The organism is Brevundimonas mediterranea, from assembly GCF_011064825.1.
Lineage (GTDB): Bacteria > Pseudomonadota > Alphaproteobacteria > Caulobacterales > Caulobacteraceae > Brevundimonas > Brevundimonas mediterranea_A.
The window spans coordinates 1,627,667-1,648,358 of record NZ_CP048751.1 but is presented as its reverse complement, the minus strand read 5'-3'; the positions used below and the strand labels follow the sequence as shown (position 1 = coordinate 1,648,358).

Sequence of the window (20,692 nt, the reverse complement as noted above, 5' to 3'; positions counted from 1 at the left end):
GGCGCGCGCGAAGGGCCGCGCAGACGATCAAAACCCCTCGACTTGGGCGCAGGCGGGACTTAAGCACCGGCCTAACCCCTGTCAACGCGAGGGGCTTTCGGCCGCCTTCTACGGAGCGCCCTCTTGACCCCATTTCGGCGACCTTTCGGCCTGTTTTCCATGGCGCTTCTGGCTGCGGTCCTGACGGTCGCCGCCTGTTCGCGCGGCGGCGGGGACGACAAGGCCCCGGAGCCGGGCGACCGGCCGGTGGCCCGGGTCCAGGACGAGACCGTCTGGGCCTCGGACGTCAAGCGCGAGGCGGTGGCCCAGGGCCTGGTGGGCGAGGGCGAGCCGCTGGACGTGACCTCGGACCTGTTCCGGCGCGTGCTGGACGAGGTGATCGATCAGAAACTGCTCGCCAGGGAGGCCGAGCGCCGTCGCCTGGACGCCTCGCCCCTGGCCCAGCGTCGCCTTGAGGCGACCCGCGAACGAATCCTGGGCGACATGCTGGTGGAGAGCGTGGTCAACGGCGCCATTTCCGACCAGGCGGTCCAGACCCTGTACAATGAGCAATTGCGGCTGGCGAAGACGTCGGAGGAGATTCGCGTCCGCCTGATCCTGTCGCGCACCAAGCCGGAGGCCGAGGCGGTCATCGGCATCCTGGGCCAGGGCGCCAGTTTCGAGGCCGTGGCCATGGAGCGGTCGGTGGACGAGGCGACGCGCTTCTCGGGCGGCGACCTGGGCTATTCGACCCTGGACGTCATGCCCCAGGCCTATGCCGGCGCCCTGCGCGACAAACCGGCGGGGTCCACCGTCGGTCCGTTCCAGACCGAAGGCGGCTGGGCCGTGCTGCGGGTCGAGGACCGGCGCAAGGAAAGCCCGCCGACCCTGGAGCAGGCCCGGCCCCAGATCGTCCGCTACCTGACCTATGAGGGCGTGCGGCAGTTGCTGGAGCAGTTGCGCGGCAAGGCGAAGGTCGACGTCCTGCTGGCGGGCGAAACCGCCGGGCGAAACGAGGAGCCGGCCTCCGCCCCGCCGCCCGCCGCTCCCAGCGCCCCTCCGCCCGCCGACGCCCCCTCCCCGACTTCCGCCTCCGCCCCGGCCGCCTGACATGAACAAGCCCCCCTCGACCACCGGCCAGAAGATCGAACAGGCGTTCGAAAAAGCCCTGGATCCGTTCGCCACGGCCCTGAAACGCGCCACCCGCCCGGCCGAGCCCGCCTCAGCCCCCGCGCCCGCCGCCGGAAAGCCGGGTCTGGCCGTGTCGCCCCTGGCCGTGCCCTTCCCCACCATCCCGCCCATCGGCGGGGTCGAGATCGCCACCGCCCGAGCCGGCTTCTACAAGCATGAACGCGACGACCTGGTGGTGTTCCGGTTCGCGCGGGGCACCAGCTGCGCCGGCGTCTTCACCCGTCACAAGATCGGCTCCGCCCCGGTTGATTGGTGCAAGAAGGCGCTGGGCGGGGCGGACGGCGGCAAGGACGTGCGCGCCCTGGTGGTCAACGCCGGTTGCGCCAACGCCTTCACCGGCAAGGCCGGCGCCGACGCCGCCCGCCGCACCGCCTCGGAGGTCGCCAAACGGTTCGGCTGTCGCCAGCGCGACGTCATGCTGGCCTCGACCGGGGTCATCGGCGTGGTGCTGGACGAAAAGAAGATCGTCTCCAAACTGCCCGACATCGAAAGCCGCCTGGACGCCGACATCCACCCGTCCGAACAATGGGCGCGGGCCGGGCGCGGCGTCATGACCACGGACACCTTCCCCAAGGGCTCCTACGCCGAGGCCGAAATCGAGGGCTACAAGGTCCGGATCGCGGGGATCGCCAAGGGGTCGGGCATGATCGCGCCGGACATGGCGACCATGCTGGCCTTCATCGTCACCGACGCCGACATCCATCCGAACGTGCTTCAGGCCCTGCTGGGCCTGCATGTCCGCACCACCTTCAACAGCGTGACGGTGGACGGCGACACCTCGACCAACGACACCGCCCTGCTGTTCGCCACCGGAACCTCGGGCGCGCCGCGCATCGGCCGAGTCGGGGATCGTCGCCTGAAGAGCTTCTCGGTCGCCCTGGACAAGGTGATGCTGGACCTGGCGCACCAGCTGGTGCGCGACGGCGAGGGAGCGACCAAGTTCGTCAAGGTGACGGTGGACGGCGCCGCCAGCCCCGCATCAGCCAGAAAATTGGCCAAGTCCATCGCCGACAGCCCCCTGGTCAAGACCGCCATCGCCGGTCAGGACGCCAACTGGGGCCGGGTGGTCATGGCCGTGGGCAAGACCGAGGAGCCGGTGGACCGCGACCGGCTGGGCATCCGGTTCGGCCCCAATGTCGCCGCCGTCGACGGCGCCCCGTCCCCGACCTACGACGAGGCCAAAATGACCGCCTACATGAAGAACCCCGAGATCGACATCACCGTCGACGTGGGCGCGGGCCGGGCCTCGGCCACGGTTTGGACCTGCGACCTGACCAAGGGCTATATCGAGATCAACGGCGATTATCGTTCGTGACTGATACGCCTCTCCCTACCGTCCTCGTCGTCGCCGTCGCCCTGATCGATGTCGATGGGCGGGTGCTGATCGCCAAACGGCCGCAGGGCAAGTCCCTTGCGGGGCTGTGGGAGTTTCCCGGCGGCAAGGTCGAGCCGGGCGAGCGGCCCGAGGCGGCCCTGATCCGCGAGCTGCGCGAGGAGCTGGGCATAGAGGTCAGCGAATCCTGCCTGGCGCCCTTCGTCTTCGCCAGCCACGCTTACGATTCCTTTCACCTGTTGATGCCACTGTATCTGTGCCGCCGCTGGGACGGCGTGGTCGCCGCGCGCGAACACGACGCCCTGGCCTGGGTGAAGCCGGACAAGCTGTCGGCCTATCCCATGCCGCCGGCGGACGAACCCCTGGTCGCCTGGTTGCGCGACCTGCTCTGATCACCGCCGACCAGGAGGCCGGCCATGCGACGTTTCACCGCCCGGTTCCTGAATGACGACAGGGGCGCGACCGCCATCGAATACGGCCTCATCTGCGGCCTGATCTTCGTCGCCATTCTCGGCGGGCTGAATGCGCTGGGCGCATCGAACGGCGGTCTCTATAATCAGACCATGCAAAAGATCGCGGACGCCCTGAACCGCTGAAGCAAACCCGGAGACGTTCGTCAGTCGATCTCGTCGCCGGTCATCTCCTTCACGCCCAGCGCATCCGCCAGCCTGACCTTGGCGGAGCCGCGCGCCAGCGGCTTCTGCTGGCTCTCGTGGGGCTTCCAGCCGGCCAGATGGATGATCTCGAAGGTGGCGGGGATGCGGCCGTCGGCGTCGCCGTGGCGTTCGGCGTACAGGGACGCGGCGCGGGCGATCACGGCGCGGCTGAGCGGGCGGATCGGCCCGTCCAGCACATTGGTCTCGCCCATGGCCCGCAGGTCGCGGACCAGGGCGAACAGGTCGGGATAGCGAACGGTGAACCGATCCACGTCCGAGACCGGCAGGGCGAAGCCGGCGCGCTGCAACAGGGCGGCGCCGTCATAGCCGTCGGCGAAGGGCGAGACCCGCGCCTGGGCCCCGCCGCGCTCGGCCAGCTCCGCCTCGGTCAGGACAGACCGCAACTCCTTCAGCGTACCGGCCCCGAACAGGGTGCCGATGAACAGGCCGTCCGGCTTCAGGGCCTTGCGGATCTGGGCCAGGGCGCCGGGCAGGTCGTTGGCCCAGTGCAGGCTGAGCAGGGAGACGATCAGATCGGTCGATCCCTCGTCCAGCGGCAGGGCGGCGGCGCCCGGCGCGGCCCGCTCGGCGCGCGACGTGGGGCTGGCGACGACGCCCACCCGGCCGGCGGCGTCGCTGGCGGCGAGGGCCTGGGCGAACGGGCCGGAATGGGCCGAGAGATCGACGGCGACCGGAAAGTCGCGCAGGATGGCCTCCAGGCTGCCCGCCGCATTCTCGGCCGCCCGGACGTGCAGGAAGTCGGCCTGCCCCAGTCGATGGGCCGCACGGGCCAGACGGGCCTCGCGTCGCCGGGCGTCGAAGATGCGGGGCGGGGCGCTGGAGGATGCGGACGTTGCTTCGGGGGAGGCGGTCATGATGATGCAGGATGGGGGCTGGCGCCGCGCCTGGGAAGGGGCGGGGCGTCAGTTGCGCGACATGGGGCGCGGTTTGGCGGATCTCGTCCTGCCGCCCCTGGCTCACGACAGCCGCGAGGCGACGGCGGCGGCCGGTCTGACGCCCGACGCCTGGAGCCGGATCAAATTCCTCGACGCGCCGGTCTGCGACGGCTGCGGCGCGGCCTTCGAATTCGACGGCGGCGCCTTCGCCGAAACCCGCTGCGCCGCCTGCATCGCCCAACCCTATGTCTTTGCTCGGGCCAGGGCGGCCTGTGTCTATGACGACCACTCGCGAAGTCTGATCCTGCGCTACAAACACGGCGACCAGCAGCAGTTCGCCTCTCTGTTCGCACGCTGGATCGGCCGGGCCGCCACGGATCTGATCCAGGACGCCGACGCCGTGGTCCCCGTCCCGCTGCACCCGTTTCGCCTGTTGTCGCGGCGGTTCAACCAGGCGGCGGAGATCGCCAGGCCTCTGGCCGGCCACGCCCGGCTCGACTATCTGCCCGACGCCCTGACGCGCAGGACCCACACGACCAGCCAGGGCGGCAAGAGCCGGCGCGGACGGCGGCTGAACGTCAAGAAGGCCTTCATCGTCAGCGAGATCGGTCGGCGGCGGATCAAGGGCCGGCGCATCCTTCTGATCGACGACGTGTTGACCACGGGCGCGACCGGAGAGGCCTGCGCCCGCGCCCTGATCGACGCCGGGGCCAGGGCGGTGGATCTCGCCGTCATCGCCCGGGTGCGAAACGCCCGTGAACTGACTATGTAGACCTCAAATACGGGCGGCGCGGCCGCCCGACGCCCCTTGGCGCATCATTCTGGAGATCCGAATTGGCCGACGTCGTCATCTACACCAAACCCGGTTGCCCCTATTGCTACAGCGCGATGGCGCTGCTGAAGAAGAAGGGCGCCGACTATACCGAGATCGTCGCCTCGAACGACCCGGCCAAGAAGGCCGAGATGGTCGAGAAATCCGGCGGCCGCATGACCTTCCCGCAGATCTTCATCGCCGGGAACCACGTCGGCGGATCCGACGACATCCACGCCCTGGACCGCGAGGGCAAGCTCGACCCGCTTCTGGCGGCCTGATCCCATGAGCGGCGGGCTCGACATCGCCCTGATCCAGACCCGCACGCCGGCGACGGCGCCCGCGGCCCTGGCCCATGTCGAGCCCCTGATCCGCGAGGCGGCGGCCGGCGGGGCGAAATTCATCCTGACGCCCGAAGGCACCAACGTCCTGGAGCAGCGCCGCGACCGCCGCGACGCCGTCGTCACGGACGAGGACGCCGACCTCGTCGTCCTGGGCCTGCGTCGTCTGGCGGCGGAACTGGGCGTCTGGCTGCTGATCGGCTCGGCCATCGTCCGCTCCGGCCATGTCGGCGACAGCCGCGCCGCCAACCGGTCGCTGCTGATCGACGCGGCCGGCGGGATCGTCGCCCGCTATGACAAGCTGCATGTCTTCGACGTCGATCTGCCGAACGGCGAGCGCTACCGCGAAAGCGCGACGGTGCGGCCCGGCGATGCGGCGGCGGTCGCCGACACCCCCTGGGGTCGGCTGGGCCTGAGCATCTGCTATGATATCCGCTTTCCTTACCTGTATCGTCACCTGGCCAAGGCCGGAGCGGCGATGATCGCAGTCCCGGCCGCCTTCACGGCGCCGACGGGCCAGGCGCACTGGGAGACCCTGTTGCGCGCCCGCGCCATCGAGACCGGCGCCTTCGTCCTGGCCCCGGCCCAGGGCGGCCTGCATGAGGACGGGCGTCGCACCTGGGGGCGGTCGACCGTGATCGGACCCTGGGGCGAGATCCTGGCCCGGGCGGATCACGACGACCCTTGCATACTGACGGCGAAACTGGACATGGAGGCGGTGGCCAAGGCCCGCGCGGCGGTGCCCGCCCTGACCCATGACCGCGACTTCCAGCCCGCCCAATGATCCGATACGCCCTGAAATGCGACCAGACCCACGGGTTCGAGGCCTGGTTCGGCTCCTCGTCCGACTATGACGACCAGGCCGCGCGCGGCCTGGTGGAATGCCCGTTCTGCGGCTCCAACAGGGTGGAGAAGGCCGTGATGGCCCCCGCCGTCGGCGGCGCACGCCAGGCCGATCCGGCCTCGGACATGGCCGTCAGGATGCAGACCGTCATGATGGCCGCCGCCCGGGAAGTCCGCGCCCACGTCGAGGCCAACTTCGACTATGTCGGCGACGCCTTCGCCCGCGAAGCCCGCGACATCCATGAAGGCCGGTCCGAGAAGCGCGAAATCTACGGCGAGGCCACCCCCGCCGAGGTCAAGAAGCTGAAGGAGGACGGCGTGCCCGTCTCGGCCCTGCCCGACGCCCCGCCGGATCCGTCCAAGGTGAACTGATGACCCTGCAATGGCGGCCCATGCGGCCGACCGACATCGACGCCGTGGTCGAGGTCGCCCGCCTGTCCTTCCCGGACCATTTCGAGGACCGCGCCTGTTTCCAGAACCGGCTGGCGCTTTATCCGCGCGGCTGTTTCGTGCTGGCGGACGGCGAGGCTACGGCGAAAGGCTATCTGATCGCCTATCCGTGGCGGGCCGACAATGCGCCGCCGCTGAATACGGTGATCGAGGGCCTGCCGGCGGAACCGGCCCTGATCTATCTGCACGACCTGGCCCTGCACCCCCAGGCGCGCGGCGGCGGGGTTACCGGGGCCATCGTCGAGCGGCTGGCGGAACAGGCGGCCGGGGACGGCTGGCCCGCCATAGCCCTGGTCGCCGTCAACGACGCCGTGAATTTCTGGCGTCGCCACGGGTTTGCAGAACACGCGGCGCCGGGCATGGCGGCCAAGCTGGCCAGCTATGGCGCCGACGCCCGCTACATGATCCGCCGCCTCTAGGGCCGGTTCAGGGTTCGCCGTCCCCCTGCCTGTACGAAGAGACGACGCTGGGCCCGGGGCAGCTGATAGAAGGCGCGACGCTTCATCTCATGCTCGCAGACGCTGGGCATGCCCACGTCGTTCGGCGTCAGAAGGCTGCGATAGCGGGCGCACCAGCTTCGGCTCGCCGCCTGAATACGCTCAGCCAGGACCGCAGCGTCGCCCGGGCGGGCCATGGCGAGATCGCCGGCGTCCACCCGCATATCCGGCGCAGTCCCTGTCGCCAGCAGACCCGCCATCATCATTCCCATCAAGGCCGACATCGTCTTCTCCATTCCCGAACGGTCATGCCGTCACGGGAGTAGAGGGGGCCGTCATCCCTCGCGGATGCGGCGTCGTGAATGAAATATCGGTAAGGCGGCGGCGGGCGTCTGAACGCCTGCTCTGGTCTTTCCGTCCACATGCCTGTAAGAGGCGCGCGCTCCCTGCATGCCTTTTCATGACCAGCGGCCGCCTGCATCCCGGCCGCGCCTTTTCGCGATTATCAAATGAACCTGCGCAACGTCGCCATCATCGCCCACGTCGACCACGGGAAGACGACCCTGGTGGACCAACTGCTGGCCCAGTCCGGCGTCTTCCGAGCCAATGAGGCGACGACAGAGCGCGCCATGGACTCGAACGACCAGGAAAAGGAGCGTGGCATCACCATCCTGGCCAAGTGCACCTCGGTGCTCTGGAACGGCAAGGCCGGCGAAACCCGCATCAACATCATCGACACCCCCGGCCACGCCGACTTCGGCGGCGAGGTCGAGCGCATCCTCGGCATGGTGGACGGCTGCGTCATCCTGGTTGACGCCGAAGAGGGCGTCATGCCCCAGACCAAGTTCGTCCTGACCAAGGCCCTGAAGATGGGCCTGCGTCCGATCCTGTGCATCAACAAGGTCGACCGCGCCCACGCCGATCCGGACCGCGTCCACAACGAGACCTTCGACCTGTTCGCCGCCATCGGCGCGACGGACGAGCAGCTGGACTTCCCGCACATCTACGCCTCGGGCCGCAACGGCTGGGCGACGATGGATCTGAACCAGCCCAACGACAACCTGGCCCCCCTGTTCGACCTGATCGTCGACCACGTTCCGCCGCCGAAGGTTCAGGAGAACAAGGACAAGCCGTTCCAGATGCTGAACGTGCTGATCGAGTCCGACCCCTTCCTGGGCCGGATCCTGACCGGCCGCATCGAGAGCGGCAAGGCGATCCCCGGCATGGCGATCCACGCCCTGGACCGCGAAGGCAAGGAAATCGAACGCGGCCGCATCACCAAGGTCCTGGCCTTCCGCGGCCTGAAGCGTCAGGCTCTGGACGAGGGTTCGGAAGCGGGCGACATCGTCGCCATCGCCGGCATGTCCAAGGCGACCGTGGCCGACACCCTGTGCGCCATGGAAGTCGTCGACGCGCTTCCCGCTCAACCCATCGATCCGCCGACCATCTCCATGACCGTCTCGGTCAACGACAGCCCGCTGGCCGGTCGCGAAGGCGACAAGGTTCAGTCGCGCGTCATCCGCGACCGTCTGCTGAAGGAAGCCGAGGCCAACGTCGCCATCCGCGTGACCACGACCGAAGGCGGCGACGCCTATGAGGTCGCCGGCCGCGGCGAACTGCAGCTGGGCGTTCTGATCGAGAACATGCGTCGCGAAGGCTTCGAGGTCTCGATCTCGCGTCCCCGCGTGGTCTTCCAGGAAGGCCCCAACGGCGAGAAGATGGAGCCCATCGAAGACGTCATGATCGACGTGGACGACGAGTTCTCGGGCATCGTCATCGAGAAGCTGTCGGCCCGTAAGGCCGAAATGACCGACATGGGTCCGTCGGGCGCCGGCAAGACCCGCATCAGCCTGAAATGCCCGTCGCGCTCGCTGATCGGCTATCAGGGCGAGTTCCTGACCGACACGCGCGGTTCGGGCGTGCTGAACCGGGTCTTCAGCCACTACGAAGAATACAAGGGCGCGATCGCCGGCCGTCTGAAGGGCGTGCTGATCTCGAACTCGGACGGCGACACGGCGGCCTTCGCCCTGTGGAACCTGGAAGATCGCGGCGTCATGTTCGTCGGCGCCGGCGAAAAGACCTATCAGGGCATGATCATCGGCGAGAACGCGCGCTGGGACGACCTGGACGTCAACCCGATCAAGGGCAAGCAACTGACCAACGTCCGCGCCTCCGGCAAGGACGAGGCCGTGCGCCTGACCCCGCCGCGCCAGATGTCGCTGGAACAGGCCATCGCCTATATCGACGACGACGAACTGGTCGAGGTGACGCCGAAGTCCATCCGCCTGCGCAAGCAGACGCTGAACCCGTCGTTCCGCAAGAAGCGCGTTCGCCCGGAGTAATATCCTCCACTGACGCGAGGGGGGATGCGGCCTATAGGTGGCTGACATGACCGCTTCGCCCAGTCTGGATGACCGCCTTGACGAGGCCGCCCGCGCGGGAGATCCGCGCGCGGCGGTCGCGTCCGTTCTGAGGGACAGTTACGACGCCGCCCGCGCCCGCGCCGAACGCAAGCTGGACGGGGGGCTGAACGGGCGCGAGGTCGCCCGCCTGTACGCCACGGCCGCCGACGACATGCTGGCGGCCCTGTGGCGGGTGGCGACCCAGACCCTTCATCCCGTATCGCCCGTGGAATGCGAACGCCTGTCGCTGGTGGCGGTGGGCGGTTACGGCCGCGGCGTCCTAGCGCCCTATTCCGACCTGGACCTGCTGTTCCTGCGGCCCGGCAAGCCGACGCCGCGCGGCGAGCGGGTGATCGAGTTCATCCTCTATGTCCTGTGGGATCTGGGGGCGAAGGTGGGGCCTTCGGTGCGGTCGGTCGAAGACTGTCTGGCCCTGTCGCGCACCGACATGACGGTGCGCACCGCCTTGCTGGAGGCCCGGCCGCTGGCCGGGGACGCCCGGCTTTCGGACCTGATGATCGGCCGTTTCCGCGACATGGTGGCCAAGTCCGACCCCCGCCCCTTCATCGCCGCAAAACTGGAGGAGCGCGCCCTCCGCCACCAGAAGGCGGGCGTGACCCGCTACAAGGTCGAGCCCAACGTCAAGGACGGCAAGGGGGGGCTGCGCGACCTGAACACCCTGTACTGGATCGCCCGCTCCCTGGCGCCGGAAAGCCGGCTGGGCGCGACGGTGATGGACGAGATGTTCACCCCGCGCGAACGCCGCACCTCGGACGAGGCCTTCGATTTTCTGTGGCGGGTGCGGATCCATCTGCATCTGGTCGCGGGGCGGGCCGAGGAGAAGCTGACCTTCGACATGCAGCCCGAGGTGGCCCGGCGGATGGGGTGGCGCGGGCGCGGTGACGAGCCGGCGGTGGAACGGTTCATGCGCCGCTATTTCCTGGTCGCCCGCGACGTCGGCGCCCTGACCCGCGCCATGTCGGCCAAGCTGGAGGCCCGCCACCAGAAGCCCACCCAGGGCCTGTCGCGCCTGATGACCCCGTTCCGGCCCAACCGCCGCAAGCTGGAGGTCGAGGGCTTCTGGGTCGACCAGGGGCGTCTGTCGGTCGAGGGGCCCGAGGTCTTCACCGCCGATCCGGTCAAGCTTCTGACCCTGTTCGTCTGCGCCGACCGCCACGACCTGGATCTGCACCCCGACGCCTTCTCGGCCGTCAGCAGGAGCCTGTCGCTGGTGACGCCCAGGCTGCGTCGTGATCCGGAGGCGACGCGCGCCTTCCTGAACGTCCTGACGCACGGCCAGCGGCCGTATCGCACCCTGACCATCATGAACGAGACGGGCCTCTTGGGCCGGTTCCTGCCCGAATGGGGGCGGATCGTCGGCCAGACCCAGTTCAACATGTACCACGCCTATACGGTGGACGAGCACACGCTGCAGGCCATCGGCATCATCAACGACATCGCCCGCGGCAAGCTGAAGGCCGACCATCCGATGGCGACCGAGATCGTGCATCTGATCTCGGACATGGAGGCCCTGATGCTGGGCATGCTGCTGCACGACGTCGGCAAGGGCGGCGAGCGGGGCCAGCTGGAGGACGGGGCCATCGCCGCGCGCCGCGCCTGCGAACGCCTGGGTGTCGATCCGCGCCGGATCGAACTGGTGGTCTGGCTGGTGCGCAGCCATCTGGCCCTGTCCGACTACGCCCAGAAGCGCGACCTGTCCGATCCGGCCACGATCCGCGCCTTCGCCGAACTGGTCGGCGACCCCGAGCGGCTGCGCATGCTGCTGGTCCTGACCGTGGCCGACATCCGCGCCGTGGGGCCGGGCGTCTGGAACGGCTGGAAGGGGCAGCTGATGCGCACCCTCTATGATCAGGTCGCCGCCCTGTTCCGGGGCGAGGACGTGGCGCGCGAGGATCCGCTGGCGGCGCATCCGGCCCTGGTGCAGCGGGCCCGCCAGACCGGCGCCGCCGCCCAGGCCGCGCCCCTGACCCCGGTCGAGGGCCTGCCGGTCCAGGCCACCGAGATCTCCATCGCCGCCGCCGACCGGCCCGGCCTGTTCGCCGACCTGGCCCAGACCATGGCCGCCCTGGGCGCCGACGTCACCGACGCCCGGGTGGCGACCACCAGCGAGGGCGTGGTCTTGGACGTCTTCCGGGTTCAGGACGGGGCGGGCCTGCCTTACGGCCAGGCCGAACCGCGCCGGCTCAAGGCCCTGGTGGACGCCCTGGAGAAGGCCGCGCGCGGCGAGGGCCGCATCAGCAAGGCGCCCGCCCCCGCCGGCAACGCCAGAAAGGCCGCCTTCGAGGTCCGGCCCGTGGTCATGGTCGATCACCACGCCAGCGAGACGGCCACGGTGGTCGAGGTTTCGGGGGCCGACCGTCCGGGCCTGCTGGCGGCGCTTTCGCGGGTCTTCAGCGACGAGGGGCTGAACATCCGCTCCGCCCATGTCGCCAGCTATGGCGAACGGGCGGTGGACAGCTTCTATGTGGTCGATGGCAAGGGGCGCAAGATCACGTCCGAACAGCGGATCGCCGAGTTGCGCACCGCCCTGGAGGCCGTGCTGGACAGCCGCGCCCCGGCCCCCGAGGGCCGCAAGGTCGCCTCGGCCCGCGCCAGCGCGCGCGACGTCTCGGACCTGGGCCGCCGGACCCGCGCCAAGCCCGTATCGCCGCCGTCGGAAGCGCGCTAAGCGAAGACCATCCGTCGCTCCTCGCCGAATGTCCGCATGAGTCTCGCCCGCAACACCCTGGTGCAAGCCACCTTGACCCTGGGAAGCCGCATACTGGGTTTCGCCCGCGACCTGTTCCTTTCGGCGCGGTTCGGTCAGGGCCCGATGATGGACGCCTTCACCACCGCGCTGATGCTGCCCAACATGTTCCGCCGCCTGTTCGCCGAGGGCGCCTTCGCCCAGGCCTTCGTGCCGATCTACGGCGGCGTGCGGGCGCGCGAAGGGGAGGCGGCGGCGGCCGTCACGGCGTCAGAAGCGCTGAGCTTCATCTTCGCCGTGGTGGCGGCCTTCTGCATCCTGTTGCAGGTCGCCATGCCATGGATCATGCCGTGGCTGCTGTCGGCCTGGCGCGACGACGACGCGGTGATGCGCGCCGCAGTGACGGCGGCGCAGCTGACCATGCCGTATCTGGCCTGCATGACCATAGCGTCGCTGCTGTCGGGCGTGCTGAACACCGGGGGCCGGTTCGCCCTGTCGGCGGGCGTGCCGGTGTTCCTGAACCTGTGCACCCTGGTCCCGCTGATGGCGCCCAGCGTCGTGCCGATGGCCCAGCCCCAGATCCTGATCGCCGTCAGCGCGGCGGTGACCGTGTCCGGGGTTATCCAGGCGGCGCTGCTGTGGTGGGGCGTGCGACGTCTCGGGGTGGGGATCAGCCTGTCGTGGCCGCGCCTGACGACCGGGGTCAGAAAGACGCTGGCCCTGGCCATTCCCGGCGTGCTGGCCGGGGGCGCCTTCCAGATCAACTCCCTGGTCAGCCAGTTTCTGGCCGGATCGAACGAAGGGGCGCGGTCGGTGCTGTACAACGCCGACCGGCTGTACCAGCTGCCGCTGGGCCTGGTCGGGGTGGCGCTGGGCCTCGCTCTGGTGCCCCGCCTGACGCGCGCCTTCGTCTCGGGCGACCACGAGGGCGGACGGCGGACGATGGACGATGGACTGGGCCTCGCCCTGGCCTTCGCCCTGCCGGCGGGCGTGGCTCTGTTCGTCATTCCCTTCTTCATCATCGACGCCACGGTGACGCGCGCCGCCTTCACCTCGGCCGATGCGGCGCGGACCGCCGACGTGCTGCGCCAGTTCGCCTGGGGCGTGCCGGCCTTCGTCCTGGTCAAGGTCCTGACCCCGCCGTTCTTTGCGCGTCAGGATACGCGAAGGCCGATGATCTTCGCCGTGACCTCGGTGATCCTGACCGTGGTGCTGGGATCGGCCCTGTTCTTCTGGTTCGGATCGCAGGGCTGGGACGGGGTGCTGGGCCTGGCCATCGCCACCAGCATTTCCGCCTGGGTGAACGTCGCGCTTCTGGCCGGGACGCTGATCCGCGAGGACAGCTGGCGGCCGTCTGCGGCCTTCCTGTCGCGCCTGTCGCGCATCTTCGCCGCCAGCCTGATCATGGCGGGCCTGCTGTTCGCCGCCAGCCTCGGCTATCCGGTTCTCAGCCGCCTGTTCCTGGCCAAGGAGGCGGCGGTGCTGATCGTCTGCGCGGCCGGCGCGGCGGCCTACGGCGTCTGTCTTCTGCTGTTCCGCGCCGTCACCCTGTCGGAGCTCAAGGGGACGTTGCGGCGCGAGCCGGGCGCGGGACCCGTATCCGGCCTGGATTGAGGTCTGGACGGCTGGACCGCGAGGCGATAAGCGCGGGGCCATGATCCTTTCGGGCCTGATCTCCACCTGGCGATGGCGCGGCTGAACCGCCGCACCCTTCACCACGCCTGACCCTGCCTTTTCGAGACCCGAATCCATGACCGACCAAACTCCCCCGGCCCTCTACACCGGCCCGCGCCGCATCCTGTCCGGCATCCAGGCCTCCGGCGCGCTTCACCTGGGCAACTATCTCGGCGCCCTGAAGCGGTTCGTCGAACTGCAGGACCAGGGCGCGCCCGTCTTCGTCTTCGTCGCCGACATGCACGCCATCACCGTCTGGCAGGAGCCGGACAAGCTGGCCGCCCAGACGCGCGAGATCGCCGCCGCCTATCTGGCCTCGGGTCTGGATCCGGCCAAGGCGATCATCTTCCCGCAGTCCGCCGTCCGCGCCCATGCCGAACTGGCCTGGATCTTCAACTGCGTCGCCCGCCTCGGCTGGCTGGACCGGATGACCCAGTTCAAGGAGAAGTCCGGCAAGCACAAGGAGCGGGCCTCGGTCGGCCTCTACACCTATCCCGTGCTCCAGGCCGCCGACATCCTGCTCTACAAGGCGACCGAGGTGCCGGTCGGCGAGGACCAGAAACAGCATCTGGAACTGACCCGCGACATCGCCGCCAAGTTCAACAACGACTTCGGCGTGCCCGGCTATTTCCCGGTGCCCGAGCCGATCATCCAGGGGCCGGCGACGCGCGTCATGTCCCTGCGCGACGGGGCGGCCAAGATGTCCAAGTCGGACCCGTCCGACAACAGCCGCATCAATCTGACCGACGACGCCGACACGATCGCGTCCAAGATCCGCAAGGCCAAGACCGATCCCGAGCCCCTGCCGGAAACCCTGGACGGGCTGAACGACCGGCCCGAGGCCAAGAACCTGGTGGCCATCTACGCCGCCCTGGCCGGCCTGACGCGTGAACAGGTGATCGCACAGTTCGGCGGCCAGGGCTTCGGCGCCTTCAAGCCGGCCCTGGCGGACCTGGCGGTGGCCTCCCTGGCCCCCGTCACGGCCGAAATGCGCCGCCTGATGGACGATCCGGCCGAGATCGACCGCGTGCTGAAGGACGGCGCCGACCGCGCCGCCGAGGTCGCCGATCCGGTGGTGGACGAGGTCAAGACGATCGTCGGCTTCTGGCGGGGGTAGGCCGCTGGCGGTTTTCGGACGCGGCGTCGCGGCGACCGGTTCCGCCGCCGCGCCGTCGGGGCTAGAAGCGCGACCATGAACCATCCCCTCGACCGCGCCGTCTGGAACGCCCTGACCACCCGTCTGTCATCCTTCACGACGCCGGAGTCCGACGCCCACGCCGTGCGCATCGACCCCGAGATCGGGGTCTTCCTGTCGGCCGCCGACGCCTCGCCCCAGAGCCGCGCCCGGCTGACCGAACTGGCCCGGCGACACCCCGGCGCGGGAATGGTCGAGCATTCCGACGGACCCATGGCCGACGTCCTGCCGGACGGGGTCGCCGTGGATCGCCGCATCGCCCTGGTGCAGATGACCGCCAGCGCCCTGACCCCGTCCAAGGCGCTGAGCCCCGCCTTCGAGACCCTGACCGAGGCCGACGCCCCGGCCATGCTGGCCCTGGCGACCCTGACCCGGCCCGGCCCCTTCCGCTCGAGAACCCGCGAACTCGGCCCCTTCATCGGGATCAAGCACGACGGCGAACTGGTCGCCATGGCCGGGCGGCGGCTGCGGGTGCACGGCTTCACCGAACTGAGCGGGGTCTGCACCCACCCCGACCACCGGGGGAAGGGCTATGCCGCCGCCCTGTCGCGGGCGGTGGTCGGCGAAATCCATGCCTCGGGCGAGGCCGCCTTCCTGCACGCCTTCGCCGATCATGAGGCGACCATCGCCTTTTACCGGTCCCTGGGCTTCGAGGTTCGCGCGCCGATGGTCTATACAATCCTGGCCGACTGACAGGGAGACGGGCCATGAGCGCGCACGGGGCGACCATCGAATGGATGCGGGGCGATCAGCCCTTCACCGACAAGCGCTACAGCCGCGCCCACAGCTGGACCTTCGACGGCGGGGCGGTGGTTCCCGGATCGTCGTCGCCCGCCGGCGTGCCCGTGCCCCTGTCGGACGCCTCGGCGGTCGATCCGGAGGAGGCGATGGTCGCCTCCCTGTCCAGCTGCCACATGCTGTGGTTCCTGGCCTTCGCCGCCAACGCCGGTCTGGTGGTCGATTCCTATCGCGACGCGGCCTCCGGCGAACTGGACAAGAACGCGGCGGGCGCCCGGTATCTCGCCCGTGTCGCCCTTCGCCCCGTGACCGCCTTCTCCGGCCGTCAGCCGGACCAGGCCGAGCTGGACGCCCTGCACCATTCCGCCCACGAACACTGCGAAATGGCCCATTCGGTCCGCGCCGAAATCACCATCGAGGCGACCATCGGCTAGGCGGGGGCCGTCTCCTCCTCGACCAGCGAGCGGAACAGGCCGTGGGCGGCGATCATGCCGTCCGAGGTGGCCAGGGTGATGTTGGACGCGGCTCGCGCCAGGTCGCCGGCGGCGAACACGCCCGGCTGGGTCGTCGCCTGCATGGCGTCCACCTTGATCACCCGCCCCATCGGCGTGTCGGTCATCTCGCAGCCCAGCCGCTCGGCGAAGGGGCTGGCGACGCGGACGCTGGCGCCGACGAAGATGGCCTTCAGGTCCACGAAACGGCCGTCGGTCAGTCGTGCGCCGGTCAAGGTCGGCGCCTCGCCCTCCAGCCGGGCGATGGGCGTCGTCTCGATGGTAACACCGCGCCGGTACAGCAGATGGGCGTCCTCCGGCGACAGGCCGACGTCCAACCCCATGAACAGGGTGACCTGGCCCCACTCCGCCACCGTGGCGGCGTACTGGACCGCATGGTCGCCCCGCCCCAGCACCCCGATCGGACCGCCGCCGATCTCATAGCCGTGGCACCAGGGACAGTGCAGGGCCGTGCGGCCCCAGCGTTCCTTGACGCCCGGAATATCGGGCAGCACATCCTCGACCCCGTGCGACAGCAGAAGGCGGCGCCCCCGCGTCCGCGTGCCGTCGGCGAAGGCGACCGAGAAGCCGCCGTCGATCCGCTCGATCGTGATCGCCTCGGCCATGCGGAAGGCGGCGGTGGGATAGGCGGCGACCTGAGACCGGGCCGTCGCCGCGATCTCGGCCCCCGGTCGGCCGTCGTTGGTCAGAAAGCCGTGGGCGCGGGCGGCGAACCGGTTGCGGGGGCGTCCGTCGTCGATGACCAGCACCCTGCGCCGGGCGCGAACCAACTGCTGGGCGGCGGACAGGCCGGCGTAGGAGCCGCCGATGATCAGGGCGTCGTGCGGCATGGGTTCACTCGGGGCGATGGGCGTTGAGACGGGCATTCAGCAGATCCCTTTTCGGATGTTCGGCCATCCGGCGCGCGAAGTCCGCCGCCAGATCGGCCAGGGTGATCTCGTTCAGCCGCGCGACCAGCAGGGCGCGGGCGGCGGCATAGGTTCCGGCCAGGGCGTCGTTGACCGCCGCCTCGACCAGACAGCCGTCGGCCTCGACCGGCGGGGCTTCGGGAAACAGGCCGGGCTCGCCCAGAGCCGTGTTGACCTGGCCCAGGGTCACCTGGTCCAGCGGCCGGGCCAGCCGCCAGCCGCCGCCATGCCCCTTTTCCGAAGCCACCAGCCCCTGTTCGCGCAGGCCCGCCATGGTCCGGCGCACCACGACCGGATTTGTCGACAGGCAGACGGCCAGCTGGTCCGAGGTCATGGGCGCGCCGGTTCGCGCCTCATGCTCTGCCATGTGCAGCAGGGCGTGAAGGATGTTCGAGAGGCGGGAGTCTCTTTTCATGTAACTTCAATTGTTACGTGATGAGCCCGACGTCAAGACGGGGGCTGGGATTCATTTCAGACGTGGGGCGCGACGTCCGTCAGGAAGGCCCTGAACCGCCGCAGGGAGTCCTCGGTCAGGTCCGGGTCGTGGCGCATCGGGCCGTTATTGGTCGGTTCGTCGAAGGCGTGGGTGCCGGCGGCGACCCAGCTTTCGACCTCGGCGCCGCAGTCGCGGATCATGGCGTTGATCATTTCGGCGTTGCGCACCGTGGTCAGGTGGTCGCGCCTGCAGGTCACGGCCAGCACCTTGGGACAGTGCCGCCAGGGCTTCATCCGGTTGAATGCGAACGGGCCGATATAGGGATAGGCCAGCCAGACGGCCCGAACGCCCGACAGGTCGGCCGCACCGGGATCGGCTACGCCCAGGGTGTTGGGCGCGGGATCGGCGCTCATCATCTCCATGATCGACCAGCCGCCGTGGCTCCATCCGGCCAGGGTCAGCCGGGTCGCGTCCACATCGGACCGGGCCGAAATCCCCTTGATGGCCGCCAGGACGTCGCCGCCCCGCTCGTATCCCCGAAAGGCCAGGCCGGTGCAGACCGCCGTCAGGGTGAAGGCCCGGCCCCAGCCGCGCGGGCCGTAGGAATCGACGATGAAGGCGCGCCAGCCCGCCGCCTTGGCCGCCTCGGCGTAGCGGGGCAGGTGGTCGCGCAGACCGCCGCAGCCGTGGAACAGCAGCACCGCCGGCCGGGGCCGGTCGTCGTCGGGCCCGACAATGGTGAGATGGGGTTCGAGGCGGGCCCAGCGGCGCTTCAGATCGTCCATCCGCGATCTACGCCGCAGCTTTCGCCCGAACGCCAGCCCCTCTTGCGCATTTCGTCATTCAGATATATCTAACTGCCCGAGAATAGATATATCGAAAAGGAATCGATCATGAGATCCAAGGGGATTTTCCAAGGCCGCAGCAACGGATGCGGCGAGAAACACGGTCGTCCCGGCAGCTTCGGCTTCGGGCATGGTTTCGGCCACGCCTTCGGGCGCGGGATGCGCGGCGGACGCGGCGCGGACTTCGGTCCTGGCTGGGACGGCGGCGAGGCGCGCGGACGTGGTCACGGCCATGGCCGGCGCGGCGGCGGCCGACTGTTCGACCACGGCACCTTGCGCTGGGTCCTGCTGTCGCTGATCGCGGAGAAACCCAGCCACGGCTACGAGCTGATCAAGGCGGTCGAGACCCGGCTGGGCGGCGCCTATTCGCCCAGCCCCGGCGTCATCTACCCCAGCCTGACCCTGCTTGAGGAGATGGGCGCGCTGGAGTCCCAGACCGAAGGCGGCAAGAAACTGTACTCGATCACAGAGGCCGGCCGCGCCCTGCTGGCCGAGAACGAGGCGATCCTGCGCGCCGCCGAGGCGACGATGGACAAGTTCGCCGCCCGCGCCCTGCGGCCGACCGCCATCCAGGACGCCATCGGCCGCCTGCGCCACACGATCCACGCCCGTCTGACGGGTGAGACCGCCCTGACCGAGGCCCAGGTCCAGGCCATCGCCGCCATCCTGGCCGAGGCCGCCGACAAGGTGGAACAGGCATGACCGGGCTCCTGCGCATTCCCCGGCGCGTGCGGCACGAGCTGAAGTTCCGCACCCTGACCGTGGCCTCGGTCCAGGACCTGACGCCGGCCTATCGCCGCATCGTTCTGGAAGGCGCGGACCTGGAGGGCTTCGTCTCCCTGGGCTTCGACGACCATGTGAAGATCTTCCCGGTCGCCGAGGGCCAGGCGCCGGTCATGCCGACGCTGGGGCCGGAGGGTCCGGTCTTCCCAGCTCCCCGCCCCGTGGCGCGCGACTACACGCCCCGCGCCTATGACGCCGCTGCGCGTCGGCTGACGCTGGATTTCATCACCGGCCACGGCGGTCCGGCGACCGAATGGGCCATGGCGGCCAAGGTGGGCTCGGTCCTGGGCGTCGGGGGTCCCCGCGGGTCGTTCATCGTCCCCACGGCCTTCGCCGACCATGTGCTGATCGGCGACGAGACCGCCCTGCCGGCCATCGCCCGCCGTCTGGAGGAACTGCCCGCCCGCGTCCGCGCCCATGTGGTGGTCGAGGTCGCGGACCTGGACTCGACATGGACCTTCGACAGCGCCGCCGAGGTCGCCGTCACCTGGGCCGTCCGCGACGGCGCCCCGCGCGGCGGGACCGAGACCCTGCTGGCGGCGCTCGACACGGCCCTGACCGGGGTCAGCCCGAAAGACGCCTATGTCTGGATCGCCGCCGAATCCGCCGTGGCCAAGGCCCTGCGGACAAAGACGCTAGGGCTTGGCTTCTCGCCCAAGGCGATGAAAGCCGCCGGCTACTGGCGCCTCGGCGACCCGGGCGCCCACGAGGTCATCGAAGGCTGACCCCCGCTGCGCGCAGCGTCAGGTTCAGCCGCCCGCCGCCGGGGATCAGGCGCGACGACCCCTCCAGCACGCGGTCGATCCCGTGCCGGGCCAGTCGCGCCGGTCCCGTCAGGGCGCAGACGTCGCCGCTGTCCAGCCGCAGCGTCGTGGTGCGCCCGCCCTCGGCGGCGCCGATACGGAACATGGCCGCATCGCCCAGCGACACCGACAGGACGGGCGCGCCCAGGTCGGCCTCGTCCTTATCCTGGTGCAGGCCCATCTTGGCCCCCTCGCGATACAGGTTGACCAGACAGGCGTCCGGCCGCCGGGGCCCGCCGACCGTCGCCTCCCACAGGTCCAGCAGCACCGGCGGAATATCCGGCCAGGCCCGCCCCGTCTCCGGGTGGGTCGCCTGATAGCGATAGCCGCCCCGGTCCGAGACCCAGCCCAGCGGCCCGAAATTGCTCATCCGCACCGAGAACGGCCGTCCGCCCGGCGTCTGCGGCCGGTACAGGGGCGCTGCTTCCAGCCGGGCGAACACCGCATCGACCAGATCGGCCTGGGCCGATGCGTCCAGGGCCCCCGGCCACAGGCGAAAGCCTTCAACGGCGGTTTTGACCTCTAAAATCGCGGACATGGCCTCATCCTGCGCGAAAACCGGTTCCGCCGCATCGCTGAATCGCAGAACGCCCTTGCAGCCGTATGGGACTTTCCCATATCGGGGCCAGCTTCGGAGAAACCCCGCGAAGTTTGGGGCTATCCGACACCAACCACGCCAACCCACAGGGGGCGGTCACGCGCGGCGCTTCGTCGAAGGCCGCCGCATCGCCCGCCGATACGGAGAGAAATAG

At 69.7% G+C, this 20,692-nt stretch carries 23 protein-coding genes; 17 read left to right on the top strand and 6 right to left on the bottom strand.

From position 1 onward, the window contains the following. Window positions 1-159: 159 nt before the first annotated feature. From GYM46_RS08025 to GYM46_RS08010, 4 genes are read left to right on the top strand one after another with little or no spacing between them, the layout of a single operon-like run. The gene (locus tag GYM46_RS08025; RefSeq protein ID WP_008264021.1) at window positions 160-1,089 is read left to right on the top strand and encodes a peptidylprolyl isomerase; all 930 of its coding nucleotides are present in this window, start codon (window positions 160-162) and stop codon (window positions 1,087-1,089) included. 1 nt (window position 1,090) lies between these two features. Further along, window positions 1,091-2,485: a bifunctional glutamate N-acetyltransferase/amino-acid acetyltransferase ArgJ gene (gene argJ, locus GYM46_RS08020; protein WP_008260229.1), complete on the top strand. Its 1,395-nt coding sequence runs from the start codon at window positions 1,091-1,093 to the stop codon at window positions 2,483-2,485. After that, a complete protein-coding gene (locus GYM46_RS08015) occupies window positions 2,482-2,895 on the top strand; it encodes a (deoxy)nucleoside triphosphate pyrophosphohydrolase (protein ID WP_008263280.1) in 414 nt (137 codons plus the stop codon). The genes argJ and GYM46_RS08015 overlap by 4 nt, the downstream gene beginning before the upstream one ends. 24 nt (window positions 2,896-2,919) lie before the next feature. Continuing rightward, window positions 2,920-3,099, top strand: a complete 180-nt coding sequence (locus GYM46_RS08010) for a Flp family type IVb pilin (RefSeq protein WP_008263592.1) — start codon at window positions 2,920-2,922, stop codon at window positions 3,097-3,099. Between the two features lie 20 nt (window positions 3,100-3,119). Here the strand turns inward: GYM46_RS08010 and GYM46_RS08005 are convergent, their stop codons facing one another. Continuing rightward, window positions 3,120-4,034, bottom strand: coding sequence for a methyltransferase domain-containing protein (locus GYM46_RS08005; protein WP_008260493.1), 915 nt, complete (start codon window positions 4,032-4,034; stop codon window positions 3,120-3,122). Here GYM46_RS08005 and GYM46_RS08000 point away from each other — a divergent pair. The 5 genes from GYM46_RS08000 to GYM46_RS07980 all read left to right on the top strand — a co-directional run bounded on the left by GYM46_RS08000 (window position 4,033) and on the right by GYM46_RS07980 (window position 6,919). After that, window positions 4,033-4,827, top strand: a complete 795-nt coding sequence (locus tag GYM46_RS08000) for a ComF family protein (RefSeq protein WP_008259587.1) — start codon at window positions 4,033-4,035, stop codon at window positions 4,825-4,827. The two genes, GYM46_RS08005 and GYM46_RS08000, sit on opposite strands and share 2 nt — an antisense overlap. 62 nt (window positions 4,828-4,889) lie before the next feature. Next, complete coding sequence (grxC, locus tag GYM46_RS07995; protein WP_008262738.1) at window positions 4,890-5,147, top strand: glutaredoxin 3; 258 nt, start codon at window positions 4,890-4,892, stop codon at window positions 5,145-5,147. 4 nt (window positions 5,148-5,151) lie between these two features. Beyond that, on the top strand, window positions 5,152-5,991 hold the full coding sequence (locus GYM46_RS07990; RefSeq protein WP_008260759.1) for a carbon-nitrogen hydrolase family protein: 840 nt from the start codon (window positions 5,152-5,154) through the stop codon (window positions 5,989-5,991). Next, window positions 5,988-6,422 (top strand): DUF1178 family protein, encoded by a 435-nt coding sequence (locus tag GYM46_RS07985; protein ID WP_008261224.1) that lies wholly within the window; start codon window positions 5,988-5,990, stop codon window positions 6,420-6,422. The genes GYM46_RS07990 and GYM46_RS07985 overlap by 4 nt, the downstream gene beginning before the upstream one ends. Continuing rightward, window positions 6,422-6,919: a GNAT family N-acetyltransferase gene (locus GYM46_RS07980; protein ID WP_008260876.1), complete on the top strand. Its 498-nt coding sequence runs from the start codon at window positions 6,422-6,424 to the stop codon at window positions 6,917-6,919. The genes GYM46_RS07985 and GYM46_RS07980 overlap by 1 nt, the downstream gene beginning before the upstream one ends. On the opposite strand, the gene GYM46_RS07975 is transcribed toward GYM46_RS07980, so the two are convergent. Further along, window positions 6,916-7,221, bottom strand: coding sequence for a UrcA family protein (locus GYM46_RS07975; protein ID WP_040349854.1), 306 nt, complete (start codon window positions 7,219-7,221; stop codon window positions 6,916-6,918). The genes GYM46_RS07980 and GYM46_RS07975 overlap by 4 nt on opposite strands. A 225-nt stretch (window positions 7,222-7,446) precedes the next feature. Between GYM46_RS07975 and typA the strand changes: the two genes are divergently transcribed. The 6 genes from typA (at window position 7,447) to GYM46_RS07945 (ending at window position 16,087) form a co-directional block, all read left to right on the top strand. Further along, window positions 7,447-9,279 (top strand): translational GTPase TypA, encoded by a 1,833-nt coding sequence (gene typA / locus GYM46_RS07970; RefSeq protein WP_008260875.1) that lies wholly within the window; start codon window positions 7,447-7,449, stop codon window positions 9,277-9,279. Window positions 9,280-9,325: 46 nt separating this feature from the next. Further along, window positions 9,326-12,028 (top strand): [protein-PII] uridylyltransferase, encoded by a 2,703-nt coding sequence (glnD, locus tag GYM46_RS07965; RefSeq protein ID WP_008258990.1) that lies wholly within the window; start codon window positions 9,326-9,328, stop codon window positions 12,026-12,028. Between the two features lie 36 nt (window positions 12,029-12,064). Further along, entirely contained in the window at window positions 12,065-13,660 is a 1,596-nt protein-coding gene (gene murJ, locus GYM46_RS07960) for a murein biosynthesis integral membrane protein MurJ (protein ID WP_008259524.1), read from the top strand. Between the two features lie 136 nt (window positions 13,661-13,796). After that, complete coding sequence (trpS, locus tag GYM46_RS07955; RefSeq protein ID WP_008260406.1) at window positions 13,797-14,837, top strand: tryptophan--tRNA ligase; 1,041 nt, start codon at window positions 13,797-13,799, stop codon at window positions 14,835-14,837. Window positions 14,838-14,912: 75 nt separating this feature from the next. Then, window positions 14,913-15,608 (top strand): GNAT family N-acetyltransferase, encoded by a 696-nt coding sequence (locus GYM46_RS07950; RefSeq protein ID WP_008261766.1) that lies wholly within the window; start codon window positions 14,913-14,915, stop codon window positions 15,606-15,608. Between the two features lie 14 nt (window positions 15,609-15,622). Continuing rightward, on the top strand, window positions 15,623-16,087 hold the full coding sequence (locus tag GYM46_RS07945; RefSeq protein WP_008263054.1) for an OsmC family protein: 465 nt from the start codon (window positions 15,623-15,625) through the stop codon (window positions 16,085-16,087). Here GYM46_RS07945 and GYM46_RS07940 read toward each other — a convergent pair. From GYM46_RS07940 to GYM46_RS07930, 3 genes are read right to left on the bottom strand one after another with little or no spacing between them, the layout of a single operon-like run. Then, window positions 16,084-17,031 (bottom strand): NAD(P)/FAD-dependent oxidoreductase, encoded by a 948-nt coding sequence (locus tag GYM46_RS07940; protein ID WP_230307654.1) that lies wholly within the window; start codon window positions 17,029-17,031, stop codon window positions 16,084-16,086. The genes GYM46_RS07945 and GYM46_RS07940 overlap by 4 nt on opposite strands. Then, a complete protein-coding gene (locus GYM46_RS07935) occupies window positions 17,000-17,488 on the bottom strand; it encodes an Rrf2 family transcriptional regulator (protein ID WP_008264260.1) in 489 nt (162 codons plus the stop codon). The genes GYM46_RS07940 and GYM46_RS07935 overlap by 32 nt, the downstream gene beginning before the upstream one ends. 56 nt (window positions 17,489-17,544) lie before the next feature. Beyond that, on the bottom strand, window positions 17,545-18,294 hold the full coding sequence (locus GYM46_RS07930; protein WP_008262482.1) for a dienelactone hydrolase family protein: 750 nt from the start codon (window positions 18,292-18,294) through the stop codon (window positions 17,545-17,547). 108 nt (window positions 18,295-18,402) lie between these two features. On the opposite strand from GYM46_RS07930, the gene GYM46_RS07925 reads away from it, so the two are divergent. After that, window positions 18,403-19,056, top strand: coding sequence for a PadR family transcriptional regulator (locus tag GYM46_RS07925; protein ID WP_008263848.1), 654 nt, complete (start codon window positions 18,403-18,405; stop codon window positions 19,054-19,056). Beyond that, window positions 19,053-19,862 carry a siderophore-interacting protein gene (locus GYM46_RS07920; protein ID WP_035308049.1) on the top strand — a complete coding sequence of 270 codons (810 nt, stop codon included), beginning with the start codon at window positions 19,053-19,055 and terminating at the stop codon, window positions 19,860-19,862. Before GYM46_RS07925 ends, GYM46_RS07920 begins: the two co-directional genes overlap by 4 nt. Here GYM46_RS07920 and GYM46_RS07915 read toward each other — a convergent pair. Continuing rightward, window positions 19,849-20,478, bottom strand: coding sequence for an alpha-ketoglutarate-dependent dioxygenase AlkB (locus tag GYM46_RS07915; RefSeq protein ID WP_008262537.1), 630 nt, complete (start codon window positions 20,476-20,478; stop codon window positions 19,849-19,851). The two genes, GYM46_RS07920 and GYM46_RS07915, sit on opposite strands and share 14 nt — an antisense overlap. Window positions 20,479-20,692: the final 214 nt, after the last annotated feature.